24 protein-coding genes and 1 riboswitch are annotated in these 23,522 nt (G+C 67.0%); of the genes, 17 read left to right on the top strand and 7 right to left on the bottom strand.

All coding sequences use genetic code 11. The annotated features are described in order from the left end of the window. Positions 1-111: 111 nt before the first annotated feature. Positions 112-230, top strand: a riboswitch (TPP riboswitch). From LJ362_RS12670 to LJ362_RS12655, 4 genes are all read left to right on the top strand, one after another. After that, complete coding sequence (locus LJ362_RS12670) at positions 218-1,132, top strand: hydroxyethylthiazole kinase (RefSeq protein WP_264799410.1); 915 nt, start codon at positions 218-220, stop codon at positions 1,130-1,132. (Overlaps the previous riboswitch by 13 nt.) Further along, on the top strand, positions 1,129-1,887 hold the full coding sequence (gene thiE / locus LJ362_RS12665; protein ID WP_264799409.1) for a thiamine phosphate synthase: 759 nt from the start codon (positions 1,129-1,131) through the stop codon (positions 1,885-1,887). The genes LJ362_RS12670 and thiE overlap by 4 nt, the downstream gene beginning before the upstream one ends. Next, positions 1,884-2,753, top strand: coding sequence for a bifunctional hydroxymethylpyrimidine kinase/phosphomethylpyrimidine kinase (gene thiD, locus LJ362_RS12660; RefSeq protein WP_264799408.1), 870 nt, complete (start codon positions 1,884-1,886; stop codon positions 2,751-2,753). Before thiE ends, thiD begins: the two co-directional genes overlap by 4 nt. A 101-nt stretch (positions 2,754-2,854) precedes the next feature. Then, on the top strand, positions 2,855-3,595 hold the full coding sequence (locus tag LJ362_RS12655) for a TenA family protein (RefSeq protein WP_264799407.1): 741 nt from the start codon (positions 2,855-2,857) through the stop codon (positions 3,593-3,595). An 85-nt stretch (positions 3,596-3,680) separates the two neighbouring features. On the opposite strand, the gene LJ362_RS12650 is transcribed toward LJ362_RS12655, so the two are convergent. The 5 genes from LJ362_RS12650 to nadA all read right to left on the bottom strand — a co-directional run bounded on the left by LJ362_RS12650 (position 3,681) and on the right by nadA (position 9,063). Further along, positions 3,681-3,896: a hypothetical protein gene (locus LJ362_RS12650; protein ID WP_264799406.1), complete on the bottom strand. Its 216-nt coding sequence runs from the start codon at positions 3,894-3,896 to the stop codon at positions 3,681-3,683. A 128-nt stretch (positions 3,897-4,024) separates the two neighbouring features. Next, a complete protein-coding gene (locus LJ362_RS12645) occupies positions 4,025-5,242 on the bottom strand; it encodes a cysteine desulfurase family protein (RefSeq protein WP_264799405.1) in 1,218 nt (405 codons plus the stop codon). Between the two features lies 1 nt (position 5,243). Beyond that, positions 5,244-6,095 carry a carboxylating nicotinate-nucleotide diphosphorylase gene (gene nadC / locus LJ362_RS12640; RefSeq protein WP_264799404.1) on the bottom strand — a complete coding sequence of 284 codons (852 nt, stop codon included), beginning with the start codon at positions 6,093-6,095 and terminating at the stop codon, positions 5,244-5,246. Beyond that, positions 6,089-7,780, bottom strand: a complete 1,692-nt coding sequence (nadB, locus tag LJ362_RS12635) for an L-aspartate oxidase (RefSeq protein ID WP_264799403.1) — start codon at positions 7,778-7,780, stop codon at positions 6,089-6,091. Before nadB ends, nadC begins: the two co-directional genes overlap by 7 nt. Next, positions 7,780-9,063 carry a quinolinate synthase NadA gene (nadA, locus tag LJ362_RS12630; RefSeq protein ID WP_264799401.1) on the bottom strand — a complete coding sequence of 428 codons (1,284 nt, stop codon included), beginning with the start codon at positions 9,061-9,063 and terminating at the stop codon, positions 7,780-7,782. The genes nadB and nadA overlap by 1 nt, the downstream gene beginning before the upstream one ends. 316 nt (positions 9,064-9,379) lie before the next feature. Here nadA and panB point away from each other — a divergent pair, with 316 nt between their 5' ends. Further along, a complete protein-coding gene (panB, locus tag LJ362_RS12625) occupies positions 9,380-10,330 on the top strand; it encodes a 3-methyl-2-oxobutanoate hydroxymethyltransferase (protein ID WP_264799400.1) in 951 nt (316 codons plus the stop codon). Further along, the gene (gene panC, locus LJ362_RS12620) at positions 10,330-11,241 is read left to right on the top strand and encodes a pantoate--beta-alanine ligase (protein ID WP_264799399.1); all 912 of its coding nucleotides are present in this window, start codon (positions 10,330-10,332) and stop codon (positions 11,239-11,241) included. The genes panB and panC overlap by 1 nt, the downstream gene beginning before the upstream one ends. Positions 11,242-11,315: 74 nt before the next feature. On the opposite strand, the gene LJ362_RS12615 is transcribed toward panC, so the two are convergent. Next, positions 11,316-12,041 (bottom strand): LysE family translocator, encoded by a 726-nt coding sequence (locus LJ362_RS12615; protein WP_264799398.1) that lies wholly within the window; start codon positions 12,039-12,041, stop codon positions 11,316-11,318. A gap of 190 nt (positions 12,042-12,231) precedes the next feature. On the opposite strand from LJ362_RS12615, the gene LJ362_RS12610 reads away from it, so the two are divergent. From LJ362_RS12610 to LJ362_RS12570, 9 genes are all read left to right on the top strand, one after another. Further along, positions 12,232-13,137 carry a LysR family transcriptional regulator gene (locus LJ362_RS12610; protein WP_264799397.1) on the top strand — a complete coding sequence of 302 codons (906 nt, stop codon included), beginning with the start codon at positions 12,232-12,234 and terminating at the stop codon, positions 13,135-13,137. A 135-nt stretch (positions 13,138-13,272) separates the two neighbouring features. Further along, the gene (locus LJ362_RS12605) at positions 13,273-14,406 is read left to right on the top strand and encodes a GuaB3 family IMP dehydrogenase-related protein (RefSeq protein WP_264799396.1); all 1,134 of its coding nucleotides are present in this window, start codon (positions 13,273-13,275) and stop codon (positions 14,404-14,406) included. Between the two features lie 55 nt (positions 14,407-14,461). Further along, on the top strand, positions 14,462-15,406 hold the full coding sequence (locus LJ362_RS12600) for an SURF1 family protein (protein WP_264799395.1): 945 nt from the start codon (positions 14,462-14,464) through the stop codon (positions 15,404-15,406). A 2-nt stretch (positions 15,407-15,408) separates the two neighbouring features. Continuing rightward, positions 15,409-15,846, top strand: coding sequence for a DUF3817 domain-containing protein (locus LJ362_RS12595; RefSeq protein ID WP_264799394.1), 438 nt, complete (start codon positions 15,409-15,411; stop codon positions 15,844-15,846). A gap of 108 nt (positions 15,847-15,954) precedes the next feature. After that, positions 15,955-17,538: a glutamine-hydrolyzing GMP synthase gene (guaA, locus tag LJ362_RS12590; protein WP_264799393.1), complete on the top strand. Its 1,584-nt coding sequence runs from the start codon at positions 15,955-15,957 to the stop codon at positions 17,536-17,538. A 183-nt stretch (positions 17,539-17,721) separates the two neighbouring features. After that, complete coding sequence (locus LJ362_RS12585; protein ID WP_167198333.1) at positions 17,722-18,378, top strand: biotin transporter BioY; 657 nt, start codon at positions 17,722-17,724, stop codon at positions 18,376-18,378. Then, on the top strand, positions 18,375-19,103 hold the full coding sequence (locus LJ362_RS12580) for an energy-coupling factor ABC transporter ATP-binding protein (RefSeq protein ID WP_413774209.1): 729 nt from the start codon (positions 18,375-18,377) through the stop codon (positions 19,101-19,103). The genes LJ362_RS12585 and LJ362_RS12580 overlap by 4 nt, the downstream gene beginning before the upstream one ends. Beyond that, complete coding sequence (locus tag LJ362_RS12575) at positions 19,100-19,750, top strand: energy-coupling factor transporter transmembrane component T family protein (RefSeq protein ID WP_264799390.1); 651 nt, start codon at positions 19,100-19,102, stop codon at positions 19,748-19,750. Before LJ362_RS12580 ends, LJ362_RS12575 begins: the two co-directional genes overlap by 4 nt. Positions 19,751-19,945: 195 nt before the next feature. Next, complete coding sequence (locus LJ362_RS12570) at positions 19,946-20,512, top strand: cysteine hydrolase family protein (RefSeq protein ID WP_167198327.1); 567 nt, start codon at positions 19,946-19,948, stop codon at positions 20,510-20,512. A gap of 33 nt (positions 20,513-20,545) precedes the next feature. On the opposite strand, the gene LJ362_RS12565 is transcribed toward LJ362_RS12570, so the two are convergent. After that, positions 20,546-21,727, bottom strand: coding sequence for a glycosyltransferase family 4 protein (locus LJ362_RS12565; RefSeq protein WP_264799387.1), 1,182 nt, complete (start codon positions 21,725-21,727; stop codon positions 20,546-20,548). 250 nt (positions 21,728-21,977) lie between these two features. Between LJ362_RS12565 and LJ362_RS12560 the strand changes: the two genes are divergently transcribed. After that, positions 21,978-22,604, top strand: coding sequence for a LemA family protein (locus LJ362_RS12560; RefSeq protein WP_264799385.1), 627 nt, complete (start codon positions 21,978-21,980; stop codon positions 22,602-22,604). Beyond that, positions 22,601-23,455 (top strand): tRNA pseudouridine(38-40) synthase TruA, encoded by an 855-nt coding sequence (truA, locus tag LJ362_RS12555; protein ID WP_264799384.1) that lies wholly within the window; start codon positions 22,601-22,603, stop codon positions 23,453-23,455. The genes LJ362_RS12560 and truA overlap by 4 nt, the downstream gene beginning before the upstream one ends. Positions 23,456-23,522: the final 67 nt, after the last annotated feature.

Here is a 23,522-nt window from a genome sequence, read left to right as displayed (position 1 = left end):
GTTGCGGCGAAACCACCCTGAACCGGAGGTGGTTTCGCCGCGACGGGGTCCGCTCGGCGGTTCTGCTGGATGGAGGAGTCGCCCGTGTCCGACCGGGCTGATACAGTCGGAGCCAATGACATGGGGTGCCTCATGACGATCCGCTCAGGCGGAGATCGGCGAGGCTGAGAGGACACCCATCGAACCTGATCTGGGCCATACTAGCGAAGGGATCGTCATGGTTGACTTCGACCTGCGTTCTGCCAATGCGCGACTGCGCGCAAGCAATCCACTCATCCAGTGCATCACGAACACCGTGGTGCAGCAGTTCAGCGCGAACGTGCTCCTGGCCATCGGCGCCTCCCCGGCGATGCTCGACCACGAAGCCGACGCCGGACAGTTCGCCGGAATCGCCAGCGGAATCCTCGTCAACTTCGGAACCGCCTCGAACCATCAGCTGCTCGCCGCCGACGCAGCCATCGACGTCGCGAACGCCGCCAGCAAGCCCTGGGTCCTCGACCCCGTGAGCGTCGGCGCCGTCGACTTCCGCACCGCCCGCATCCGCCGTGCCGCCGCCGATCAACCGACTGCCATCCGCGGCAACGCCTCCGAGATCGCAGCACTCGCCGGAGTCGGACTCGGTGGTCGTGGAGTCGAATCCACCGATGAAGTCGATGCCGTCCTTCCCGCCGCGGCTCAACTGTCGCGAAAGACCGGCGCAATCGTCGCGGTCTCCGGACCCACCGACGCCGTCGTCGCCCACATCGACGGCACCGATCACGTCGCCCGGATCTCCGGCGGACACGAATTCATGCCGCTGGTCATCGGCACCGGCTGCTCACTCGGCGCCGTCACCGTCGCATACCTGGCCGCCGCCCGTGCCGGACTGGCCGACCCCGACGCCGACGTCTCAGCAATCAGCGCCCCCGAGCAGTCCGCGAACGGAGGGGCCGCCTCGGCGAAGTTCGAAGCCGTCGTCGCCGCCCACGCCCACTTCGCGGTCGCCGGGGAACTCGCCGCCGATGGTGCGAAGGGTCCGGGCAGCTACTCGGTGAACTTCCTCGACGCGCTCCACACCGTCGACGGTGACCGACTCGCGCAGGCGAGAATCGGCCTCGACACGCTCACCGCCGGCGAAGGCGTCCAGGCATGACCGCCGGATCCGCCCACATCGCTGACAACTCGGCCGACGACGGCGCGACCGTGAACGACCGAGACGGCTCGACCGACCGCTTCGCCGGAATCGACACGCGCCTCTACCTAGTCACCGACTCGGCGCAATGCGAGGCCGCCGGTCGCAGCGTCGCCGAGACCGTGCAGGCCGCCGTCGCCGGGGGAGTGGGCATCGTCCAGGTCCGCGACAAAGACATCGACGACGGTGACTTCTACTCGCTCACCCGCCAAGTCATCGCCGCCGTCGAAGCCGCCGCCCGCGACACCGACCGCACGGTTCCCGTCGTCCTCAACGACCGCGTCGAGGTGGCCCGCCGCCTCATCGACGAAGGCGAGAACGTGCACATCCACGTCGGCCAAACTGACACCACCGTCGCCGAGGTGCGCGCCGCCCTGGGTGCGGAACCGCTCATCGGTCTCTCGGCCGCGAACAGCGACGAATTCGCCGCCGCCCGCGACTCCGGAGTCGTCGACCTCGTCGGCATCGGGCCGGTCTTTGACACTTCCACGAAAGCAGACGCCCCCGACGGAATCGGACCGGACCATCTCCGCGAACTGGTGGCAGAAGCGGGCATCCCCGCGGTCGCGATCGGCGGCATCAACGCCGATCGTGCCCCTGACCTGAAGGGACGTGGGCTGATCGGGATCTGCGTGGTCTCGGCGATCTGCATGGCTGACGATCCGAAGACTGCGGCCGAGGAGCTGCTCGCCGCTTTCACCGGGAGTGCACAGTGACGACCCGCCCGCCGATCACCCTGTCCATCGCCGGCACCGATCCCTCGGGCGGCGCCGGAATCCATGCCGACCTCAAGACCTTCACCGCGCGGAAGACCATGGGCACGACCGTCATCACTGCTCTCGTCGCGCAGAACACGCACGGTGTGTCCCGGGTCTATCCGATCGACGTCGATTTCGTCGCCGATCAGTTCGAGTCCGTGCTCGGCGACCTGCCCGTCGATGCGACGAAATCGGGAATGCTCGGCAGCCGTGACCTCGTCGAACTCGTCGTCGATCGCGCCGCCGAAGGTCGGCTCGGCTTCTATACCGTCGACCCTGTGATGATCGCGACCTCCGGCCACCGCCTCCTCGAGACCGATGCCGTCGACGCCGTGCGCACCCACCTGCTGCCCGTCGCCGACCTCATCACCCCCAACCTCCCCGAGGCGGCCCTGCTGATCTCCGACGACGAACCTGAAGCGCAGACGACTGAAGCCATGCGTGACCAGGCCCGGCGCCTGCTCGAACGCGGGCCCGGAGCGGTCCTGCTCAAGGGCGGACACGGCAGCGATGACGAAGTCATCGATATCCTCGCCACCGCCGACGGCCAGGTTCGCGAGTTCACCCACCCCCGCGTGGCGACGATGAACACGCACGGAACTGGGTGCACCCTGTCAGCCGCGATCACCGCCGAGGTGGCCGTCCTCGGCCGCGAACACACAGAGATCGGATCGGACATCCTCGGCGAGGCCGTCGGCAATGCCCTCGACTATCTTGCTCGCGCTCTCACCTCGGCTGCGGACTGGCAGCTGAGCCTAGATCCGGAGGGCGCCCACGGACCGGTCGACCACCAGGTCGACATCGTCCGCGGTCGACACTCCTGAGGTATCCAGCCCGTCTGACCACCACCTCACCGCAACCGCCAACTCACTCGAACCACCACATCATACGAATCACCACGTCACACCAGCACAAAGGAGTTCCCATGACCGTCACCTTTACCGCCGGCCCACTGACCACCCAGCTGTGGGACCGCGTCGGTCCCATCGTCAAGCAGATAGAAGAGCTGCCGTTCCTCGCCCAGCTCGCCGACGGCAGCCTCGATCCGAAGGCCTTCGTCAATTACATCTCGCAGGACAGCCTCTACCTGAACGGATATGCCAAAGCCATGTCGTTCCTGGCCGCGAAGACCGTCGACCGTGACGAATCCCGATTCTGGGCCGGATCTGCCGCCGAGGCGATCACCGTCGAAGAGGAGATGCACGCAGAGCTGCTCGCCGACGCCCGACTCGCCTCGGCGCTGGAAGAACTCACCGCGGAAGGCTCCCGTTTCGAGGCCTCCCCGACGACGCTGGGATACGTGTCCTTCCTCGTCGCCAACGCCGCCAGCCGATCCTACGGCGAAGGCGTGGCCTCAGTGCTGCCGTGCTTCTGGGTGTACGCCCATATGGGCAAGGTGCTTGTCGACCGGGCCGGGCAGATGGCCGACGACCACCCCTACCGCACCTGGGTGCAGACCTACGACTCTCCCGACTTCGACGAATCGACCCGCCAGGCCGTGCAGATCCTCGAACAGGAACTCGCGAAGGCCCCGAGCGAGGAAGCCGCCCGCATGCGCGCGGCCTTCGAACAGGCCTGCGTCTTCGAACTCCACTTCTGGGCCTCTGCCCACGCCATGCAGAACTGGGACGTCTCCGTGTTCCTGCCCCAGGTAGTCACCGTCTGATTCCAGGGAGCATCGGATCCCCCTCGCCGAGGTGGCCCTGACCTTGAGTCGGTCACCTCGGTCGGCGGGCGGAAGCGTTCCCGCCTCAGGCGCGAGACGCTCCGGATGGACCATCCGGGTAATGAGTGAGCGGACCGAACGATCCGAGCGCATGCCAGCCACGGCGCAGGGTGGTCCACAGGAGGACGTGATCGACCTCGATGAGGGGCACCCGGTCATGCTTCGGGCAGGCGAATCGTCCCACGAAGAAGACGATCGTTGCGAACATCACTGCGATCATGAACAGAATCAGCAGATCCATGGCGGCCCCCTCACACCCTGATACGAATGCCTCTCTTTCAGTCTCGCCCCAAAATACAGAGAAAGATAGGGCTATCCCACCTGGCGAGCGTGAAGGTGATCAAAATCAACTCGGGCGTGAGACGCCGTTCACGCAAAGGACGAAGCGAGGCTCTCGGCAGCGCTGATGACGGCCCGGGCGGCCGCGCGTCCCTGGTCGTAGCTGATCGAGGACGGGAAGGTGAAGCGCACACTCGTCTGGGCGACCTCGGCCGCGACTCCTAAGGCTGTGAGCACATGGGAGGGCTCATCGGAGCCGACCGCGCAGGCCGAACCGCTCGAGGCCGTCACCCCGAGTCGTTCGAGCTCGAGCAGAACTGCCTCGCCGGAGGCGTTCGAGAAGCAGAACGACGCGTGATTCGGAGTCCGCGTCGTCCGGCCATCCGGGCCGGCCGTGCCCGCCGCGCCGGTCAGAAACGCCCCGGGGACGTGGCTGAGCACCGTGGCGATGAACTCATCACGGATGGCCCGGACACGATCGGCGGCCTCATGCCGCTCCGCCTCGACGAGTTCGAGGGCCGTGGCGAATGCGACGGCCAACGCCACGTTCTCCGTGCCCGAGCGTCGGCCCGACTCCTGACCGCCACCGTGGATGAGCGGTTCGACGGGGACGCGGGCGCGGATCGCGGCCACACCGATGCCTTTCGGCGCTCCGACCTTGTGCCCGGCCAGGCTGAGCGCATCGACGCCCAACCCGCTCAGCGGCAGCCACCCGGCCGCCTGCACGGCGTCTGTATGGAAGAGGACACCGTCCTCATGGGCGAGTCCGGCCAGGGTCGGAATGTCCGCAACGGTGCCGATCTCATTGTTCGCATATCCCAAGCTCACGAGCACGGTGTCGGCCCGGATTGCCGCTGTGAGGGCTTCGGGGGTCACTGTCCCATCGGAGGCCGGGGCCACCTCGGTGACGGTGAAACCGTGGACGCGGGTCAGGAACTCCACCGAGGCGAGTACGGCTTCGTGTTCGATGGGGGAAGTGACGATATGTCGCCGAGGCGGCGCCACGGTCCCAGCCCGGCCCTGGGCCTGAGCTCGACTCTGAGTCCGAGCGCCGAGGGCCATGCCGATGATTGCGAGGTTGTCCGCCTCGGTGCCTCCGCTGGTGAACGTGATGTCCGTGGCGCGCATGCCGAGCACCTTCGCCACGCGAGCACGGGCATCGGCGAGGGCTTCGGCGGGTCCGCGCCCGAATTCGTGGTGGCTCGACGGGTTGCCGAACGCCCCTGCCAGATACGGCCAAGCGGCCTCGAGGGCTTCCCTGCGCACGGGGGCCGCGGCCGCGGTGTCGAAGTAGAGGCGCCCGGTCATCTCAGGCCTCGAGGGAGAGGTCGAGACCGAGGTCGATAGCACGGACACTGTGGGTCAGCGCGCCCGAGGAGATGACGTCGACGCCGGTGGCGGCGATCTCCGGAATCGTCTCCAGGGTGACGTTGCCGCTGGCTTCGACGACGGCGCGGCCGCCCACGAGTTCGACGCCTTCGCGCAGTTGAGCCGGGGTGAAGTTGTCGAGCATGATGATATCGGCGCCGCCGTCGAGCACCGCGGGCACCTGGTCGAGACGGTCGACTTCGACCTCGATCGTCGTCGTATGCGGCAGACGGGCACGGGCGGTGCGGATTGCCTCGGCGACGCTGAATCCGGCAGCGGTGAGCACGGCGAGGTGATTGTCCTTGGCCATGACCGCGTCGGAGAGGCCCAGGCGGTGGTTGTGTCCGCCGCCGCAGACCACGGCATGCTTCTCGAACGCGCGCAGCCCTGGAGTCGTCTTGCGGGTGTCGACGATGCGTGCCCGCCCGGCGGCGGCCTCGACAAAGGCGTGAGTCTGAGTGGCGATTCCGCTCATGCGCTGGCAGAAGTTCAACGCGATCCGTTCGGCCTGCAGCACCGCCCGAGCGGGGCCGGCGACCGTGGCAAGCACCTGACCTGCAGTGAAAGCGTCTCCGTCGGCGGCGGCGAGGTCGACCGTGACGCTCTGGTCGACGAGTGTGAAGGCACGGGCGAAGACCTCGATCCCGGCGAGCACCCCGTCTTCGCGGGCACGCAGATCGGCCGTCGCCGAGGCTGCGGCGGGGATGAAGACTTCGCCGGTGAGATCGCCCCAGGGAGCGTCTTCGTCGAGGGCTGTGCGCAGTGCGGAATCGATGGTTGAAGCGGTCAGCATGCGGTGGCCTCCTGAAGCAGAGCGGTGGGCGAAGTGAGCGCGGTGGCGGTGCGAACGTCGGTGCGGTCGTCGGCGGCGGTGTCGGTGCGGGTATGCGCGCCGAGGCTGTGCTCCCGGGCCAACGCATGCCGAGCCATGTGTTCGGCGATGAGAGCGAGATTCGCGGTCTCGAGTGGCTTGATGCCGGGTACGGAATGGTCGGCGTTGAATTCCTCGTCATTGGTGAGGTCGCCGGTGGAGCCGTCGTCGTGGGCGGCGTGTGTGTGGGCACCGTCGTCGAGGCGGTCGAGCAGAGTCCGCAGGCCCTCGGCCGTGCGCTCCACACCCAGATGAGCCCAGGTCAGAGCCTGCAGCTCGGTTCGTGTCAGTGCCGTCTGGTGGAATGAACCGAACTGGGGGAGTGGGAGGTCATGACTCACTGGATTCGAATCCTCGACGGCGAGGTCTGCACGGTGTGCGGAGAGGCCGGCTGCGGATGCGTCGGCCGGCAGTGCGTCGATCGCTGCCGCGGCGCGGGCGGCGAAGACCGCGCCCTCGAGCAGCGAATTCGAGGCCAGCCGATTGGCTCCATGCACTCCGGTGCACGCGACTTCGCCGACGGCGAAGAGCCCCGCGATGCTCGTGCGACCATCGCGATCCGTGGCCACCCCGCCCATGAAGTAGTGGGCGGCTGGGGTGACGGGAATGAGGTCTCGGGACAGATCGAGGCCGCGAGCAGCAAGCCCCGCGGTGATGCTCGGGAACTTCGCCGCCGCATCCGGCACGGCCCGTGCATCGAGGAAGCAGGGACGTCCGTCCTGAGCCGCTTGGCGGCGGTGCAGCGCGAGGGCGACGACGTCACGGGAGGCGAGCTCGGCGCGATCGTCGATGTCAGTCATGAACCGGTGGCCCGACTCGTCGAGGAGGAGGGCACCGGCCCCGCGGACGGCCTCGGAGATGAGGAAGCCGGGCCCCACCAGGGCCGTGGGATGGAACTGGAAGAACTCGAGGTCGGAGACTTCGGCGCCAGCGCGGATGGAAGCGGCCAGTCCGTCACCGGTGGCAGCCTGCGGGTTCGTCGTGTGCGCGAAGAGCTGGCCAGCTCCGCCGGTGGCCAACACGATCGCATCGGCAGGCAGAGCCTCGACGCGGCCGTCGCGGAGCACGGTGACTCCGGTGGCTTCGGCGAGGGCGGTGGCTCGAGCCGGTCGACGATCGCGGGTGTCGGTGAGGATGTCGACGAGCATCGTGTCCTCGATCAGGGTGACTCGTCCTGCGGCGACCTCGGTGCGCAGCTTCTGCGCCAGGGAGGTGCTGATCGCCCGGCCGGTCGCATCCCCTCCGGAATGGAAGATGCGCGGATAGGAATGTGCCCCTTCCATACCCCTGACCCAGGTTCCGGTCGGATCTGTGTCGAAGTCCACCCCCGCCTCGGTGAGGGAGACGATCGCGTCCTCACCGGCTTCGCACAGGGTGCGCACGGCCTCCTGATCACAGTGCCCGGCGCCAGCGGTGAGCGTATCGGCGATATGGGAATCGACCGTGTCGTCGGGGCCGATGACACCGGCGATGCCGCCCTGCGCCCACTCGGTGTTCGACTCGCCGAGGCGGCCCTTCGTCACGAGGGTCACCGAGTGACGGCCGGACAGGCGCAGTGCCGCAGTCAGCCCCGCGATCCCGGAGCCTGCGACGATGACGCGGCTCATCAGATCCGCGGCTTCGCGGCGAGCATCCGCTCCAGGGACACGCGGGCAGGTTCGGCCACCTCGGCGTCGACGGAGATCTGATTGACGACCTGACCGTCTATGAGCGATTCGAGAACCCATGCGATGTAGCCGGGGTGGATGCGGTACATCGTCGAGCACGGGCAGATGACGGGGTCGAGGCAGAAGATCTCGTGCTGCGGATGCTCGGCGGCCAGCCGCTGGACGAGGTTGATCTCGGTGCCAATGGCGAACGTTGTCGGCTCGGTCGCCTCGGCGATGGCCTTCGTGATGTAGGCGGTCGACCCAGCCTCATCGGCGGTCTCGACGGTCTCACGCGGGCATTCGGGGTGAACGATCACGCGCACGTCGGAGTGTTCAGCTCGGGCCTTGTCGATCTGGGCGGGGGTGAAGCGCTTGTGCACGGAGCAGAATCCCTGCCACAGGATGACCCGAGCATCACGCAGAGTCTGCTCGTCGTTGTTGCCCAGCGGCCTGGCGGGGTTCCACAGCGGCATCTCGTCCAGACCGATGCCCATGTTCACCGCGGTGTTGCGGCCCAGGTGCTGGTCGGGGAAGAAGAGGACCCGCTGCCCGCGTTCGAACGCCCATTCCAGAACCACCTCGGCGTTCGACGAGGTGCACACGATTCCGCCGTTGCGACCGCAGAAGCCCTTGATCGCGGCCGAGGAGTTCATGTAGGTGACGGGGATGACCGGGACGCGACCGTCGGCGTCGGCTTCGGTGCCGAAGACCTCGGCGAGCTGCTCCCAGCAGTCCTCGACCTGATCGATGCTGGCCATATCGGCCATCGAACAGCCAGCGGCGAGGTTGGGGAGGATGACCGACTGCTCCGGCTTCGACAGCAGGTCGGCGGTCTCGGCCATGAAGTGAACGCCGCAGAAGACGATGGCCTCGGCCTCCGGATGCTTCTGGGCGGCCTGGGCGAGCATGAACGAGTCGCCGATGTAGTCGGCGTGTTCGACGACCTCGACTCGCTGGTAGTGGTGGCCGAGCATGACGACACGATTGCCGAGGGTGGCCTTGGCAGCCCGGATGCGGGCATCGAGCTCTTCAGGGGCGGCCTGCTTGTACTCCTCGGGGATATCGCCCTGACGCGGGGCAGCGACCGGAATCGGGTCGGCCATCGAGGAACCGGGACCGTAGCCGGGGCGTTCGTCGACGTCCCACGGGGCATCGAGGAGGTCCGTCGAGCACATATCGTCGTTCGCTCCCGAGGCAGAGATGTCCTTGAGGGTGAGTTCGATCGAAGCTGTTGTGGTCATCGTCGTCCTTCGCTCGGTGGGCGGGACCCGTGCCTGAAGTGCCTCGCATGTGGTGAGAGCCGCCCGAAATCTTTTACGCAGTTGTGCGTTTATTTCTTTGCGCAGATTTGAGCTTAATCCCGAGGGTGGGCAATGTACAACTCGCCGGCGATGGCTCTGCGCCCACGAGATGCAATAGGCTGTGGTCTGGCTCGCAATCCGAGTCGATGCGCACTGCGGTGGGCGCCCCGTGAGAGACGCCGAGGCTTCAGACCGGAGCGTCGGTCTCGCCCCGCCCGCGCCGGCACCGACGACATCGCAAATCCGAAGGATTCTCATGCCCGAAGCGGCACACTCGAACCAGTTCACGTCTACTTCCAGCACCAACGCACCCGACAACGGCACTGGCGGTGGCAACGCCACGGCGGGGGCCGCCTCGGCGGAACAACCGGCCCCGTACGGCGGTCCGGTGTCCGAACCGGCAGCGCCGCCTCGGCGAATCCGGACCCTCGACCTCATCAAGGCCAAGGCCGAAGGCCGGCGGTGGGCGATGCTGACCAGCTACGACCAGTACACGTCGGCCCTGTTCGAACAGGCCGGTGTCGAGGCCCTGCTCGTCGGCGATTCGGCGGCGAACAATGTCTATGGCCACGCGACCACCCTGCCGGTCACCGTCGACGAACTCATCCCGCTGGCCCGGGCCGTCGCCTCGGCGACGAGCCGGGCACTCATCGTCGCAGACCTTCCATTCGGCAGCTACGAGATCTCCGATGAACAGGCCGTGGCCACGGCCGTGCGGTTCATGAAGGAAGCCGGAGTCCACGCGGTCAAACTCGAAGGCGGGGCGCGGATGGCCTCGCGGATCAAGGCGATCACGACGGCGGGGATCCCGGTCATGGCGCACATCGGCTTCACCCCGCAGGCCGAGCACAACCTCGGCGGTTACAAGGTCCAGGGCCGCGGCGACGCAGGCAGCGCCCTGCTCGACGATGCCCGCGCCGTGGCCGAAGCCGGGGCCTTCTCCGTGGTCATGGAGATGGTGCCCTCCGGGCTGGCCGGCCAGGTCACATCCGAACTGACGATCCCCACCGTCGGAATCGGCGCCGGTGCGGACTGCGACGCCCAGGTCCTCGTATGGCAGGACATGGCCGGCCTGCGCACCGGGAGGGCCCCGCGCTTCGTCAAGCGCTACGCCGACCTGCATTCCGTGCTCACCGAGGCGGTCGGCACCTATGTCGACGAAGTGAAGTCCGGGGTCTTCCCCGAACCTGAGAGGAGCTTCGACTGATGGAGGTCGGAGGCATCCAGGCACTGCGCCGGTGGCGGGCCGAGCAGTCGGGCCGTGTCGGTCTCGTCCCGACGATGGGCGCCCTGCACTCCGGGCATCAGGCGCTGATGACGCGTGTCCGCGCAGAGTCCGATCTCGTCGTGGCCTCGATCTTCGTCAATCCTCTCCAGTTCGGTGCCGACGAGGACTTCGTCCAGTACCCGCGGCCTATCGAAGAGGATCTGAGGAAGTGCGAAGAGGCCGGCGTCGACTTCGTCTTCGCCCCGGCGCTGGCCGAGATGTACCCGTCCGCACCCGAAGTGCGGGTCGTCGCCGGGCGCATGGGGGCCGTGTTCGAAGGCGCGGCCAGGCCCGGGCACTTCGACGGCGTGCTCACCGTCGTGGCGAAGCTCTTCACCCTCATCGCCCCCGACGTCACGGTATTCGGGCTCAAGGACATTCAGCAGTTCGTCCTGGTCAAACGCATGATCGCCGACCTCAACTTCGATATCGAACTCATCGGCCTGCCCGTCGTCCGGGATGCCGACGGTTTGGCCATGTCGAGCCGCAACTCCTACCTGGCGCCGGACGACCGTGCCCGTGCTCTGGCGATTCCGCGGGCTCTCACGGCCGCCTCCGAGGTGGCCGAGCGAGGCCGTGAGACGGCGGAGTCCGGCATCGGTGGCAGTTCTGACTCTGGGGCCGGCACCAGTGATGTTTCTGCTGGCTTGCCCGCTGCCGTCGAGGCGGCCGCGCTCGCCGAGTTGGAGCCGGCCGCTGAACGTGGGGATCTCGAGATCGTCTACTGCAGCCTCGTCGAGGCCGCGACCCTTCGGCCGTGCCCACCGGACTTCACGGGACCGGCTCTGCTGCTCGTCTCCGCGACGGTCGGTGGGACTCATCTCATCGACAATCTGCCGCTGGAATTCTGATCACGCAGGTGCGCCTCTGAACGCACCGGGCGACGATCAGCCTCGGCATCCGGCCTTTCGTTGTTCGGAGTGGCTCAGATGGGGATCGCGATGACGGCGATGCCGATGATGAGCAGGATGAGCGTGGAGGCGGCCTCGATGAAGAAATCAGCGCTGCGGTGGGCCATCGCCGACGCTGCGAGGCTGGCCAGGCATGCGAGGACAAGCTGGTACGACAGGAGCACGCCGAGGATCAGCGCGACGAGCAAAGTGTAGTCGGTGCCGGTCGGGGATGCGGGGACGAGGGTCGGCAGGATCGCGAGGAAGAACAGGCCGACCTTCGGGTTGGACAGCGAAGAGATGATGCCGCGGCGATAGGAAACGAACGAGCGCAAGTGGCCCCACGAGGTCGACTCCATGACGTGGGCGATCTCGGTCACGGGCCCGTCTGGGAAATCGGGGGCGGTCGATGGGGTGGGGGTGGCGTTCGCGGTGGGGCCGTCGGTCGCCTCGGCGGCCTTCAGCTCCCGGCGCAGGCGAAGCGCCTGCCGACCGGCGAGGACGCCGAGGAGGCACAGATAGAGGCCCCCGCCGATCTTGAGCACCTGCACGGCAGCCGGATAGACGGTCAGCAGTGCGGAGACGCCGGTGAGCGCGAGGACCATCCAGATCACGGTGCCCGTGGCTGTGCCGAGTGCATAGACGAGTCCGGCTTTGCGGCGCAGCGAGGACAGGCGGATCGTCAGGATCGTCTCGGGTCCGGGGGTGACGGCAAGCGCGGCCGCAGCTCCGGTGATGGTGAGGATCTCGGGTCCGGTCACGGCACTCCTTCGGGGGTGATGGGAACGGTCAGCGGGGATGGTGCACAGGGAAGTCGGGGCATCGTTCGATGGCATCGGGAACGAACACCATTCTGCCGGAACAGATCAATCGTGAAAAGCAATTGATCACGAATGATCATCAGGCAGTGCCTGATGATTTGTCGGGTGGCCGGGGGCTATTCTTGAGGGTATGTGGGATCTCAATCGTCTGCGGGTCTGGCGGGCCGTCGCGGCCACCGGTTCCGTGGTCGCCGCGGCGAAGAACCTCAACTACACTCCGGCGACCGTCAGTCAGCACATCACCACCCTGCAGAAGGCCGTCGGGGCGCCGCTCTACCGGCGGTCGGGGCGCGGCATTGAGATCACCGAGCTCGGCCGGCGTCTGGCCGAGGATTCGGCGGAGGTATTCACCGCGGTCGGCCGCCTCGACGATCTGGTCGAGGGCTTCCGCAATGTCAGCAGACCCCGGCTGCGGATCGCGGCGTTCACTTCGTTCAATGCCCGTCTGCTGCCGGGCATCATCGATGCTGTGGCCCTGGATCACCCGGATCTGCGTTTCGACATCCAGCTCAACGAACCGGCGAAGAACCGCCGCGGGCACTGCCTCATCGAGATCCGCGCCGAGGCTCCGCAGGACGGGGAGAACCATCTGCCGGAGATGACGCGCATCCCGCTCTTCGATGATGACTATCGGGTCGTGGTCCCCGAGGGGCACCGGTTCGCAGACCGTGAGTCCGTGCCATTCATCGACCTCGAGGACGAGCACTGGGTCGACTACGACATGTGGGCCGGACCCTCGAGCAAGGTCGTCGACCATGCGTGTGCCGCGGCCGGATTCGAACGCAGGAGCTTCGCCGCCTGTGAGGACGACTTCGCGGCACTGGCTCTCGTCGCCTCGGGTATGGGCATCACGGTCCTCCCGCGGCTCTCGACTCTGCAGCTGCCGCCCGGCCTCGTCGCTGTCGACCTCACCGACCCCGTCCCCCAGCGCCGAGTCGTCATGCACGTCCGGGAGAAGGACGCCCACCTCCCGCACGTCCGCGCCTTCGCCACCGCAGCGGAGGAGGCAGTAGCAACCCACCTCACCCACCCCTAATTGCTACCCGACGGCGGCCCAGCAACCTGGCGCCAGGTTGCTGGGCCGCCGTCGGGTAGTCCTGGGAGGGGAGATGCGCCGTTCCTCATAGTGGGCTGAGACCAGTGGAGAACGGTGGTGGGATAGGCTGTTGGGGTGAGTTCTGAAATCGAAATCGGCAGAGGCAAGCGCGGCCGTCGCGCCTATTCGCTCGACGACATCGCCATCGTCCCCGCTCGGCGCACCCGCGACCCCGAAGACGTGTCCCTGACCTGGCAGATCGACGCCTACCAGTTCGAGCTGCCGTTCATCGGCGCCCCCATGGACTCGGCCATGTCGCCGGAGACCGTCATTTCGCTCGGCAAGTTCGGCGGCCTAGGCGTCCTCGACCTCGAAGGACTGTGGACCCGGTACGAGGACCCCACCCCGCAGCTGGCCGAAATCGCCCAGCTGCCGGCCGAGATGGCGACCTCCCGGATGCAGGAGCTCTACTCCGCACCCATCCAAGCCGAACTCATCACCGCTCGCCTCGAGCAGATCCGTGAAGCCGGAGTCACCGTGGCAGGTGCCCTGACTCCGCAGCGGACTCAGGAGTTCTACAAGACCGTCATCGACGCCGGAGTCGACATCTTCGTCATCCGCGGCACCACGGTCTCGGCCGAGCACGTCTCGACCCACACCGAACCGCTCAACCTCAAGCAGTTCATCTACGAACTCGATGTGCCCGTCATCGTCGGCGGAGCCGCCACCTACACCGCGGCCCTGCATCTCATGCGCACCGGTGCCGCCGGCGTCCTCGTCGGCTTCGGCGGGGGAGCGGCGGCCACGACGCGGAAGACCCTGGGCATCCACGCCCCGATGGCCACCGCCGTCGCCGACGTCCACGCCGCCCGGCGGGATTACATGGACGAATCCGGCGGCCGCTACGTCCATGTCATCGCCGATGGCGGACTCGGCACCAGCGGCGACATCGTCAAGGCCTTCGGCGTCGGCGCCGACGCCGTCATGCTCGGCACCGCCCTGGCCCGGTCGACCGAAGCTCCCGGTCGCGGAATGCACTGGGGCGCCGAAGCTCATCACCCGGATCTGCCGCGCGGCCACCGCGTGGAACTGGGCACCGTCGGCAGCCTCGAGCAGGTGCTCTTCGGCCCCGGCCGCACCGCGATCGGCGAACTCAACCTCGCTGGCGCACTGCGTCGGGCGCTGGCCACCACCGGCTATCTCGACCTCAAGGAATTCCAACGCGTCGACGTCACCGTCTCGCCCTACCAGACTGGTTCGGTGGTCTGATCTGTTCCGCCTGGCACTGACCCCCAAATGGCTGGGGTCCCTGCTCCTCGTCCTGGTGCTCGTCACCTGCTTCGTCGGACTCTCCGCGTGGCAGGTCGACCGAGCCCAGCACAAGAACGACGTCACGGAATCCGCTGAAGTCGATGAGTTCAAGGACTTCAACGACGTCATGGACGCCCAGGCCCCGATGCCCGGCATCCTCGCCGACCAGCGGGTCAGCCTGTCAGGACACTGGATCCCCGACGCTCAGGTGGTCATCCCCGGACGCGTCCAGGACGGGGACTCCGGATATTGGGTCGTGACGATGTTCGCCCCGGACGGGGGCCACCTCGGTGAGGGTGTCAAGGTCGCGAACGCCGATGAGAAGACGATCGCGATCCCCGTCGTCCGCGGTTTCACCACCGACGAGGATACGGCGATGACCTCCGAGGCCCGGGACGGTCAGGTCGAACTGACCGCGCGGATCGGACCCATCGAAGGCCCCGTCGAGGGCAATGACCTGCCCGAGGGGCAGGTGCACACGGTCTCGACCTCGCAGATCATCAACCTGTTCCCCGACCTGCTCACCTACTCCGGATTCCTCATCCCCGAAACCGCCGACGGCGCGGCCGCCTCGGTGGGCACCGACGGCCTCGAACAGGTACCGACGACGACCACGCGCGATGAGGGCGGATTCGATCTGCAATCGGCGGTCTACGCCCTCGAATGGATCATCTTCGCAGCCATGGCCCTCTACATGTGGTTCCAGCTGCTGCGTGACGACTTCGTCCGGCGCCGCCTCGACGAGGACTCCCAGGATTCGGAGAAGCGCGTCGAGTATGTTGTCGTCAAACCCGCCGGTGATGCGACCATCGACCCCGAGGTGATGTCCGGACTGACCGGACTGCCGGCCCATCGTCACGGTGGGAAGAAGCCGGGGAAGACACCCGGAAAGAAGGCCGGGAACACGCCCGGAAAGACATCCGAACCGACCGACACTTCCACGACCGGAGGAAACTGAGCGTGAGCGAAGAACACGAGTCCTTGGACTCCCGCCCCGACTTCGACGAGAACAACGTGTGGAGCGTCAAACGCTTCACCTCCGCACGCAACGCGCTGAAGTTCTACCGCGTGATGGCGTCCATCACCGGCACGATGCTGCTCATCCTCACGGTCGAGATGATCTACAAGTACCTCATCGCCGCCGACCCGTCCACGGCCCTGAACTTCGGCGGCTTCAACCTCGCCGCGGCCATCGCGATCTGCCACGGCTGGTGCTACGTCGTCTACCTCATCGGCTGCTTCTGGCTCAACCAGCAGATGCGCTGGACGCTCGGCCGCTACCTCATCCTCGCGCTCGCCGGCGTCGTGCCCGTGATGTCGTTCATCCTCGAGCGCCGCATCCACCGCCAGGTTGACGCGGAGCTCGAAGCCGCCGTCGTCGTCGCCCCCAAGTCCTAAGACAGAACCCACCCTCCCCGAGGCGGCCGCACGGTCCGTGCGCACCCGTCCCCTCGCGGTCGGGTGGGCCGATTCGAGGCTCTCGTCGCCGACGCATAGAATTGGAGCATGACGCAAACCCAGAGCACGCAGGTGCCCCCTGTCCTCGTCGTCGATTTCGGCGCCCAGTACGCCCAGCTCATCGCGCGCCGCATCCGCGAAGCCGGCCTGTACTCAGAGATCATCGCCCACGACGCCCCGGCGTCCGAGTTCGCCGCGAAGAACCCCTTGGCCATCGTGCTCTCCGGCGGACCCTCGAGCGTCAACGACGCCGCGGCCCCGAGCTTCGACACGTCCGTGTTCGATCTCGGCGTGCCGACGATGGGCATCTGCTACGGCTTCCAGCTCATGTCGACCGCACTCGGCGGCCGCGTGGCCAAGACCGACAAGCGCGAATACGGGTCGACCCCGGTCTCCGTGTCCCAGACCGGCTCGCTGCTCGCCGACACCCCTGAGGCCTACAAAGTCTGGATGTCCCACGGGGACTCCGTGGCCGAAGCACCCGCAGGCTTCGACGTCCTCGCCTCCACCCCGGACACCCCGGTCGCCGCCTTCGAGTGCGCAGCGAAGAAGTTCGCCGGCGTGCAGTGGCACCCCGAGGTCCTCCACTCGGAGAACGGGCAGAAGATCCTCGAGAACTTCCTGTTCAACGTCGCCGGCCTCACCGCCGACTGGACGAACGAATCCGTCATCGACGAGCAGGTCGAACTCATCCGCGCCCGCGTCGGGAACAAGAAGGTCATCTGCGGCCTCTCCGGCGGAGTCGACTCCTCCGTGGCCGCAGCTCTCGTCCACAAGGCCATCGGCGACCAGCTCACCTGCGTGTTCGTCGATCATGGGCTGTTGCGCCAGGACGAACGCGTCCAGGTCGAGAAGGACTACGTCGACTCGATCGGCGTCCGCCTGGTCACCGTCGATGCGCGTGAGCAGTTCCTCTCTCAGCTCGCCGGGGTCACCGACCCGGAGGAGAAGCGCAAGATCATCGGGCGCGAGTTCATCCGCACCTTCGAGACCGCTGCCGCCGACCTCGTGCTCGAGGCTCAGGAAGGCGAGGGCGAAGAGATCGCGTTCCTCGTCCAGGGCACCCTCTACCCGGACGTCGTTGAATCCGGTGGCGGATCGGGCACCGCGAACATCAAGAGCCACCACAACGTCGGCGGCCTGCCCGATGACATCCAGTTCCAGCTCATCGAACCCCTGCGCGCCCTGTTCAAGGACGAAGTCCGCGCCATCGGCCGCGAACTCGGCGTGCCCGAGGTCATCGTCTCCCGCCAGCCGTTCCCCGGACCGGGGCTCGGCATCCGCATCATCGGCGAGGTCACCGAGGAGCGCCTGAACATCCTGCGCCAGGCCGATGCGATCGCCCGCGAAGAGCTGACGAAGGCCGGCCTCGACGGAGAGATCTGGCAGTGCCCGGTCGTGCTCCTGGCCGACGTCCGCTCCGTCGGCGTCCAGGGCGACGGCCGCACCTACGGCCACCCCGTCGTGCTGCGCCCGGTCTCGAGCGAGGACGCGATGACCGCGGACTGGACGCGCATCCCCTATGACGTCCTCTCCGTGATCTCCAACCGCATCACCAACGAGGTCGACGACATCAACCGCGTCGTCCTCGACGTCACTTCGAAGCCTCCGGGCACCATCGAATGGGAGTGATCCTCCGCGACCGTTGAGGGGCTCCTGCGCACGGAAACGTGGGGACACCCTCACCGAGGCGGCCTCGACCGCGACCCCGAATACCGCTCCTGAACACCGTTCAGCTACAGTTGAGGGGCGCTCGAGGCCGCCTCGAGCGTTCCCCGGTCCGGAGCCGGACGAACCACGAACAATGGAGTACTCATGACACCGACTCACAGCACAACCTCGGCGGGAATCACCCGCCCCCGCTCTGCCGGCACGGATATCGCTCTCATTGCGGTCTTCGCTGCGCTGATCGCGGCCTTTGCGATGATGCCCCCGGTCCCGGTCGGGCCCCTCGGTGTGCCGATCACTCTGCAGACCTTCTCGATCGCTCTGTGTGGAATGGTGCTCGGGCCGTGGCGCGGATTCGCGGCCACCCTGCTCTACGTTGTGCTCGGGCTCGTCGGCCTGCCGATCTTCTCGGGGATGCGCGGCGGAATCGGCATCCTCGCCGGGCCGAGCGCCGGCTACATCGTCTCGTTCGCCCTCTACGCCCTCGTCGCCGGACTTGCCGCTCACTGGGCCGTGCGTCGCTTCAAGGGGATGAGGCTCGGCGTGGCACTGTTCGTCGGCGGATTCGGCGGCAGCATCCTGCTCAACCACCCCCTGGGCATCCTCGGCATGTCGATCAACGGCGACCTGCCGCTGAGTGCGGCAGCGGCCGCGGACCTCATCTACTGGCCCGGTGACATTGTGAAGAACATCCTGGCCGCCTCGGTGGCTCTGCTCATCCACCGTGCGTTCCCGGACATCCTGCGTCGTCGCGGCGTCAGCGTGGAATCGGTGTCGGTGCGTCAGGAGCAGGACGCCAAGTGACACGGGAGATCCGGCTGAACGACGTCGGCGTCGGAGTCCTCGACGAAGGACCCGACGGCGATGTCGTGCGCCCGATTCTCCAAGACGTCAACCTCACCCTCACCGAAGACATCGTCGCCGTCATCGGCGCGAACGGCTCGGGCAAGTCGACCCTGCTGCAGCTGTTCAACGGTCTGGTCACAGCGAATGCGGGCGAAGTCCTCGTCGACGGCTTCGACCCGCGCCGCCAGGCAGCGAAGGTGCGATCGCGCGTCGGTTTCGTCTTCACCGATCCGGCCGCGCAGTTGGTCATGCCGACCGCGATCGAGGACATCGAACTGTCCCTGCGCAAATCTGTGCCCAAGAGGGAACGTCGGGCCGCGGCGCTGGCGGTCCTCGATGAGCTCGGCATCGCCGACCTCGCCGATCGCAGTGTCTACGAACTCTCCGGCGGTCAGCGGCAGCTCGTGGCCTTGGCCGCTGTGCTCGCCGTCGACCCGCAGATCCTCGTCCTCGACGAGCCGACGACTCTGCTCGATCTGCGCAACAAGGAGCGCCTGCGCCTCCATCTGCAGGAACTCGTCACGCGGCGCGGAGTGCGGATCATCCTCACCACCCATGATCTGGAGTTCGCACAGATCGCCCAGCGCGCCGTCGTCGTCGAAGACGGTCGAATCGCAGCCGATTCCACCCCCGCCGAGGCGGTCGCCATCTACCGGAACATCATCATGAGCGATACGCCATGACCCAGCAGGAGGCGTGGCGGAAGAAGGCGGGCATCAAATCCCGCCCGCAGCTCTTCGGAAAGGTGGCCCATCCTCGGGGATGGCTGCATGATGTGCCGACCGGGGTGAAACTGTCGGTGATCGGGATCATCGGCATCGTGGCGCTCATATTCCGGGACGCGACGGTCAACTGGTCGATGTTCGCAGTCCTCGTCGTCATCGGATTCACGGCTCGGCTGCGGCTCCGAAACTTCCTGCTCACGTGGATCTACGTCGCGGTGCTCGTGGCGCTCATCATGGGGCTGCAGTTCTTCTTCGGATCCACGGGCTCGGGCCTGGCGGTCGCTGGGACCATCTTCGCGTGTGTGCAGGCGGCGTTGATGCTCACTCTGACCACCTCGGTGGGGCAGCTGCTCGACGCGTTCACCGTGATCGTCTCACCGCTGCGGTTCTTCGGGGTGAATACGGAAGCGATCGCGTTGACCGCGGGCCTCATGGTCCGGGCGATCTCGCATATCTCCGGCCTGCTCGGGGAGGCTGAACGTGCCGCGCGGGCCAGGGGACTCGACTCGAGCATCAAGGCTCGGGTCGTCCCGGCGATCCTTCGGTCGGTCAAGTACGCACAGGACACCGGCCGGGCACTCGACGCCCGCGGCATCGTGGACTGACCGTCTCGATCGACCGCTCGAGTTGCCGTCGATCGCTCATCGCATAGCTTGATGCGGCGACGCTGACGTGAGCGGTCGGCGATTCGATTCCGAGAGTCTGAGCCGGTTGTGAGCCGGGACTCAGCGGAACAACTGGTGAGAGGAGTAGCCTCGGCGACAGAGGGGACCAACCCTGCCCGAATCGAAGGAGACATGATGACCGGCACCGAGAATACAGTCCTGTTGGCCATGGACTTCCAGAACGGCATCGCCGGAGACGACGCCTTCGCCTCGACCGGTGTGCTCGAACGCGCGCGTGACGCCGTCGCCGCAGCCCGCAGCCACGACATCCCCGTCGTCTGGGTGCGAGTGGCCCTGCGCGAAGGTCATCCGGAACTGGCCGCAACGGCATCGTTCGCGCAGATCGCCGCTCATGGCGACGTCGACGAGACCCACGCCTCGACGAGCATCCATGAAACCCTCGACCGCCATCAGGGCGAGCCGATCGTGACCAAGCGTCGCATCAGCGCCTTCACCGGCAGCGACCTCGAAGTGCTGCTGCGCGGCTATGGGGCATCGTCTCTCGTGCTCGCCGGAGTCGCCACGAGCGGAGTCGTGCTCTCGACGGTGCGTCAGGCCGCTGACCTCGACTTCGAACTCACGGTGCTCTCCGACGCCTGCGCCGACCGCGACCCCGAAGTGCACACCGTGCTCACCGAGAAAGTGTTCCCCAAGCAGGCGACAGTGCTCACTGTCGCCGACTGGACGACAAGCCTCGCCTGAGTCCGGCAGCGCGGTCGCGGCCGTGCCGTCACCTCAGTAGGGGAGTGGATTCTCCAGTCCGGAGCTGACCATCGAGCTGAATCCGCGGCCGAGCACCTGCGGGGCGGGATTCTCGATCGCCCGCGAATAGTGGCCGACGAGCTGTGAGCACACGCTCTTCCAGCTCCTGGCCTGCACCTGCTCACGACCGGCGACTCCGAAGGCCCGCCGTTTCGCCTCGTCGCCGAGGAGGTCTGCCGCGTGCGCTCGCATGGCACCGAGGTCCTTCGGGGTGTAGAGCCACCCGGTGCGTGAGGAGTCGACGAGGTCGAGCGGGCCGCCTCGGGCGGGAGCGATGACCGGCACCTCGGAGGCCATGGCCTCCTGAATCGTCTGACAGAAGGTCTCGAGCTCACCAGGGGCGACCATGAGGTCGAAGCTCGCCACCGCCTGTGCCAGGGCATCCCCGCCGAGGAACCCGGTGAAGTGAGCCTCCGGCAGCAGCCGCTGCAGACGTGTCCGCCAGGGACCGTCGCCGACGATGACGACCTTCGCCCCGGGCAGATCGGTGAGCGCGGCCAGGTCTTCGACCTGCTTCTCCGCGGCCAACCTGCCGACGAAGCCGATGATCTTCTCGCCATTCGGGGCAACGCTTCGACGCCAGGCCTCCGAACGGTGACCCGGGTCGAAGCGGGAGGAATCGACCCCACGGGCCCACAGGGCCACCTCGGCGACACCGAGTCCCTGCAGCTGATCGATCGTGTACGACGATGGGGCAAGCGTCAGGGAGGAATGCTGGTGGATATTGCGGACGTGGTTCCACAGCATGGCCTCGATGCCGTGCATTCCGTACCGGGCGGCATAAGCGGGAACCTCGGTCTGGTAGATCGCCACGGTCGGCAGATTGAGTGCCTGGGCGGCGAGGACCCCGCGCCAACCGAGGACGAACGGGCTGGCCAGATGGACGACGTCCGGGGCGAAGCGCTGCAGCAGCCGGCGGATCCGGGTGACGCCGCCGGGAGCGACTCGGATGCGCCGATACTTCGGCAAGGCGATCGAGGGGACCCGGACGATGCGGGCGCCGGCGACCTCCTTCGGACCGTCCCTGCGCGTGCCCGGAGCGATGACGAGGACCTCGTCGCCGCGGTCGGCCAGATGGTCGAGGACCCGCAGGAGTGAGTGGGTGACCCCATTCATATTGGGGAGGAAGGATTCTGCAATGATCGCTACTCTCACGAGCCCCAGCTAAGGCCCGCCGGGTGACGAGCGCATGACCCGAAGGCGACAGGTCGGCGACATCTGGCCGAAATCGGCCCATCGTGGCCCCAGTGACCGCTCTATGCCGGTGTCGGTGACTGATCTTGGACCGTCTCCGTGACCGCGCATGGTCGTCTGGGTGTCCGGATGATGACCTGTTCGCGACGAGTCTGAACCCCGCGTAAACTGAGGTGTCGGAAATGCTCGCGCAGCACATGGAACGAGGGGAATGGCCGTGGTCTGGTTCATCGTCGGCGGTTGCGTGCTCGCCGCTCTCATCGTCCTCTTCGTCATCCTCACCGTCCTGCGCTTCAACCAGCTGTCCATGGCCCGGTCGCTGTGCGACGAGGCCAAACGCCAGCTCATCGGCGAGATCCGCGCCCGCCACGCTCTCGTGCCCGCTTATATCGGCACCCTCCAGCAGATCGCCGGACAGGACCTGTCCCGGCTCGAACTCGCGCTCGCCTCTGCCGAACGCGCCTCCTTCGACCACCGCGGCGCCGCAGCCGAAAACGCCCTGACTGACGCCGTCGATGACGCCGCACTCATCCCCGCGGCGCTGACGGAGAGGTCCGTCACCTCGGACTCTGCCCGTTCCCAGCGGGCTGCGGTCAACGAAGAGATCGACACGACGATCCAGCTTCTGCACGGGCAGCTGCAGGTGCTCACCGAACGGATCCTCGCCGGTGCCCGCTTCTACAACACGAACGTCGAACGCTATCACCGTCAGCGGGCGCGACTGGTCTCCCGCCTCTTCGGCGGGGTCTTCAAGCCCCGCGCCCCATTCACCGAGGCGATCGATGACGATGGCGGTCCCGGAACGGCGAGCCCCGCCTCGGCGAGGATGACCCCATGACCCGCTTCCGTCTGGACCTGGGCTATCGCGGCACGGATTTCCACGGCTGGGCCAAGCAGCCGGGGCTGCGCACGGTCCAGGCCGCCGTCGAAGCCGGGCTCGAACGGATCACCGGCACCGAGGTGGCCACCGTCGTCGCCGGCCGCACCGACTCCGGCGTCCACGCCCGCCGTCAGGTCGTGCACATCGATCTCGGCGATGAGGCGATCGGCAAGCTCATCGGCCAGTCGAATCGATCCGCCGAGGCGGCCCTCCTGTCACGTCTGCGCGGAGTCCTCATCGCCGGTGAGTTCCACGACATCGTCGTCCACGCGGTGGTCGAGGTGCCCGAGGACTTCGACGCTCGGTTCTCCGCGCTGTGGCGGTCGTATCAGTACAGGTTGGCCGATCATCGGTCCTTCATCGACCCGTTGCTGACCCAGGTGACGCCGCGGCACAAGGGCGAACTCGATGCCGAAGCCATGGCCGAGGCCGCGCGCGAGGTCCAAGGGCTCCACGACTTCCTGCCGTTCTGCAAACCCCGGGAAGGCGCGACGACGGTCCGCACCCTCCATGAACTGCGAGTCTCACGCGATCAGGATGCTGTGATCACCATCGATCTGCGCGCCGACGCCTTCTGCCATCACATGGTCCGTGCACTCGTCGGCGGACTGATCAAGGTCGGATCCGGCAATTGGGCGGTGACCCGCCCGGCCGAACTCATCGCCGAGGCGGACGCCGGGCTGACCCCGGATGTGCCCATGTTCGTCACGCCTGCCGAAGGACTCGTCCTCACCGAGGTCGGCTATCCGGCACCCGAGGACTACGCGGCTCGCAACGCCCAGACGATGGCCCGGCGCGACCAGGAATAGGTCGACGGTTCGGCAGGTCGCCGGCAGAAGCATCAAGCCGAAGCTTCAAGTCGCCTTTTATCGCGCA

It is taken from the genome of Brevibacterium sp. JSBI002 (assembly GCF_026013965.1).
GTDB lineage: Bacteria > Actinomycetota > Actinomycetes > Actinomycetales > Brevibacteriaceae > Brevibacterium.
Note: the sequence above shows the minus strand (reverse complement) of the source record. Positions and strands in the feature narration are given on the sequence as shown.

What these genes read in the sequence shown, in the direction of transcription:
- LJ362_RS12670 (WP_264799410.1), top strand. Translation starts at nt 218, where the DNA reads ATGGTTGACTTCGACCTGCGTTCTGCCAATGCGCGACTGCGCGCAAGC.
- thiE (WP_264799409.1), top strand. Translation starts at nt 1,129, where the DNA reads ATGACCGCCGGATCCGCCCACATCGCTGACAACTCGGCCGACGACGGC.
- LJ362_RS12655 (WP_264799407.1), top strand. Translation starts at nt 2,855, where the DNA reads ATGACCGTCACCTTTACCGCCGGCCCACTGACCACCCAGCTGTGGGAC.
- LJ362_RS12650 (WP_264799406.1), bottom strand. Translation starts at nt 3,896, where the DNA reads ATGGATCTGCTGATTCTGTTCATGATCGCAGTGATGTTCGCAACGATC.
- LJ362_RS12645 (WP_264799405.1), bottom strand. Translation starts at nt 5,242, where the DNA reads ATGACCGGGCGCCTCTACTTCGACACCGCGGCCGCGGCCCCCGTGCGC.
- nadC (WP_264799404.1), bottom strand. Translation starts at nt 6,095, where the DNA reads ATGCTGACCGCTTCAACCATCGATTCCGCACTGCGCACAGCCCTCGAC.
- nadB (WP_264799403.1), bottom strand. Translation starts at nt 7,780, where the DNA reads ATGAGCCGCGTCATCGTCGCAGGCTCCGGGATCGCGGGGCTGACTGCG.
- nadA (WP_264799401.1), bottom strand. Translation starts at nt 9,063, where the DNA reads ATGACCACAACAGCTTCGATCGAACTCACCCTCAAGGACATCTCTGCC.
- panB (WP_264799400.1), top strand. Translation starts at nt 9,380, where the DNA reads ATGCCCGAAGCGGCACACTCGAACCAGTTCACGTCTACTTCCAGCACC.
- panC (WP_264799399.1), top strand. Translation starts at nt 10,330, where the DNA reads ATGGAGGTCGGAGGCATCCAGGCACTGCGCCGGTGGCGGGCCGAGCAG.
- LJ362_RS12610 (WP_264799397.1), top strand. Translation starts at nt 12,232, where the DNA reads ATGTGGGATCTCAATCGTCTGCGGGTCTGGCGGGCCGTCGCGGCCACC.
- guaA (WP_264799393.1), top strand. Translation starts at nt 15,955, where the DNA reads ATGACGCAAACCCAGAGCACGCAGGTGCCCCCTGTCCTCGTCGTCGAT.
- LJ362_RS12585 (WP_167198333.1), top strand. Translation starts at nt 17,722, where the DNA reads ATGACACCGACTCACAGCACAACCTCGGCGGGAATCACCCGCCCCCGC.
- LJ362_RS12575 (WP_264799390.1), top strand. Translation starts at nt 19,100, where the DNA reads ATGACCCAGCAGGAGGCGTGGCGGAAGAAGGCGGGCATCAAATCCCGC.
- LJ362_RS12570 (WP_167198327.1), top strand. Translation starts at nt 19,946, where the DNA reads ATGACCGGCACCGAGAATACAGTCCTGTTGGCCATGGACTTCCAGAAC.
- LJ362_RS12560 (WP_264799385.1), top strand. Translation starts at nt 21,978, where the DNA reads ATGGCCGTGGTCTGGTTCATCGTCGGCGGTTGCGTGCTCGCCGCTCTC.
- truA (WP_264799384.1), top strand. Translation starts at nt 22,601, where the DNA reads ATGACCCGCTTCCGTCTGGACCTGGGCTATCGCGGCACGGATTTCCAC.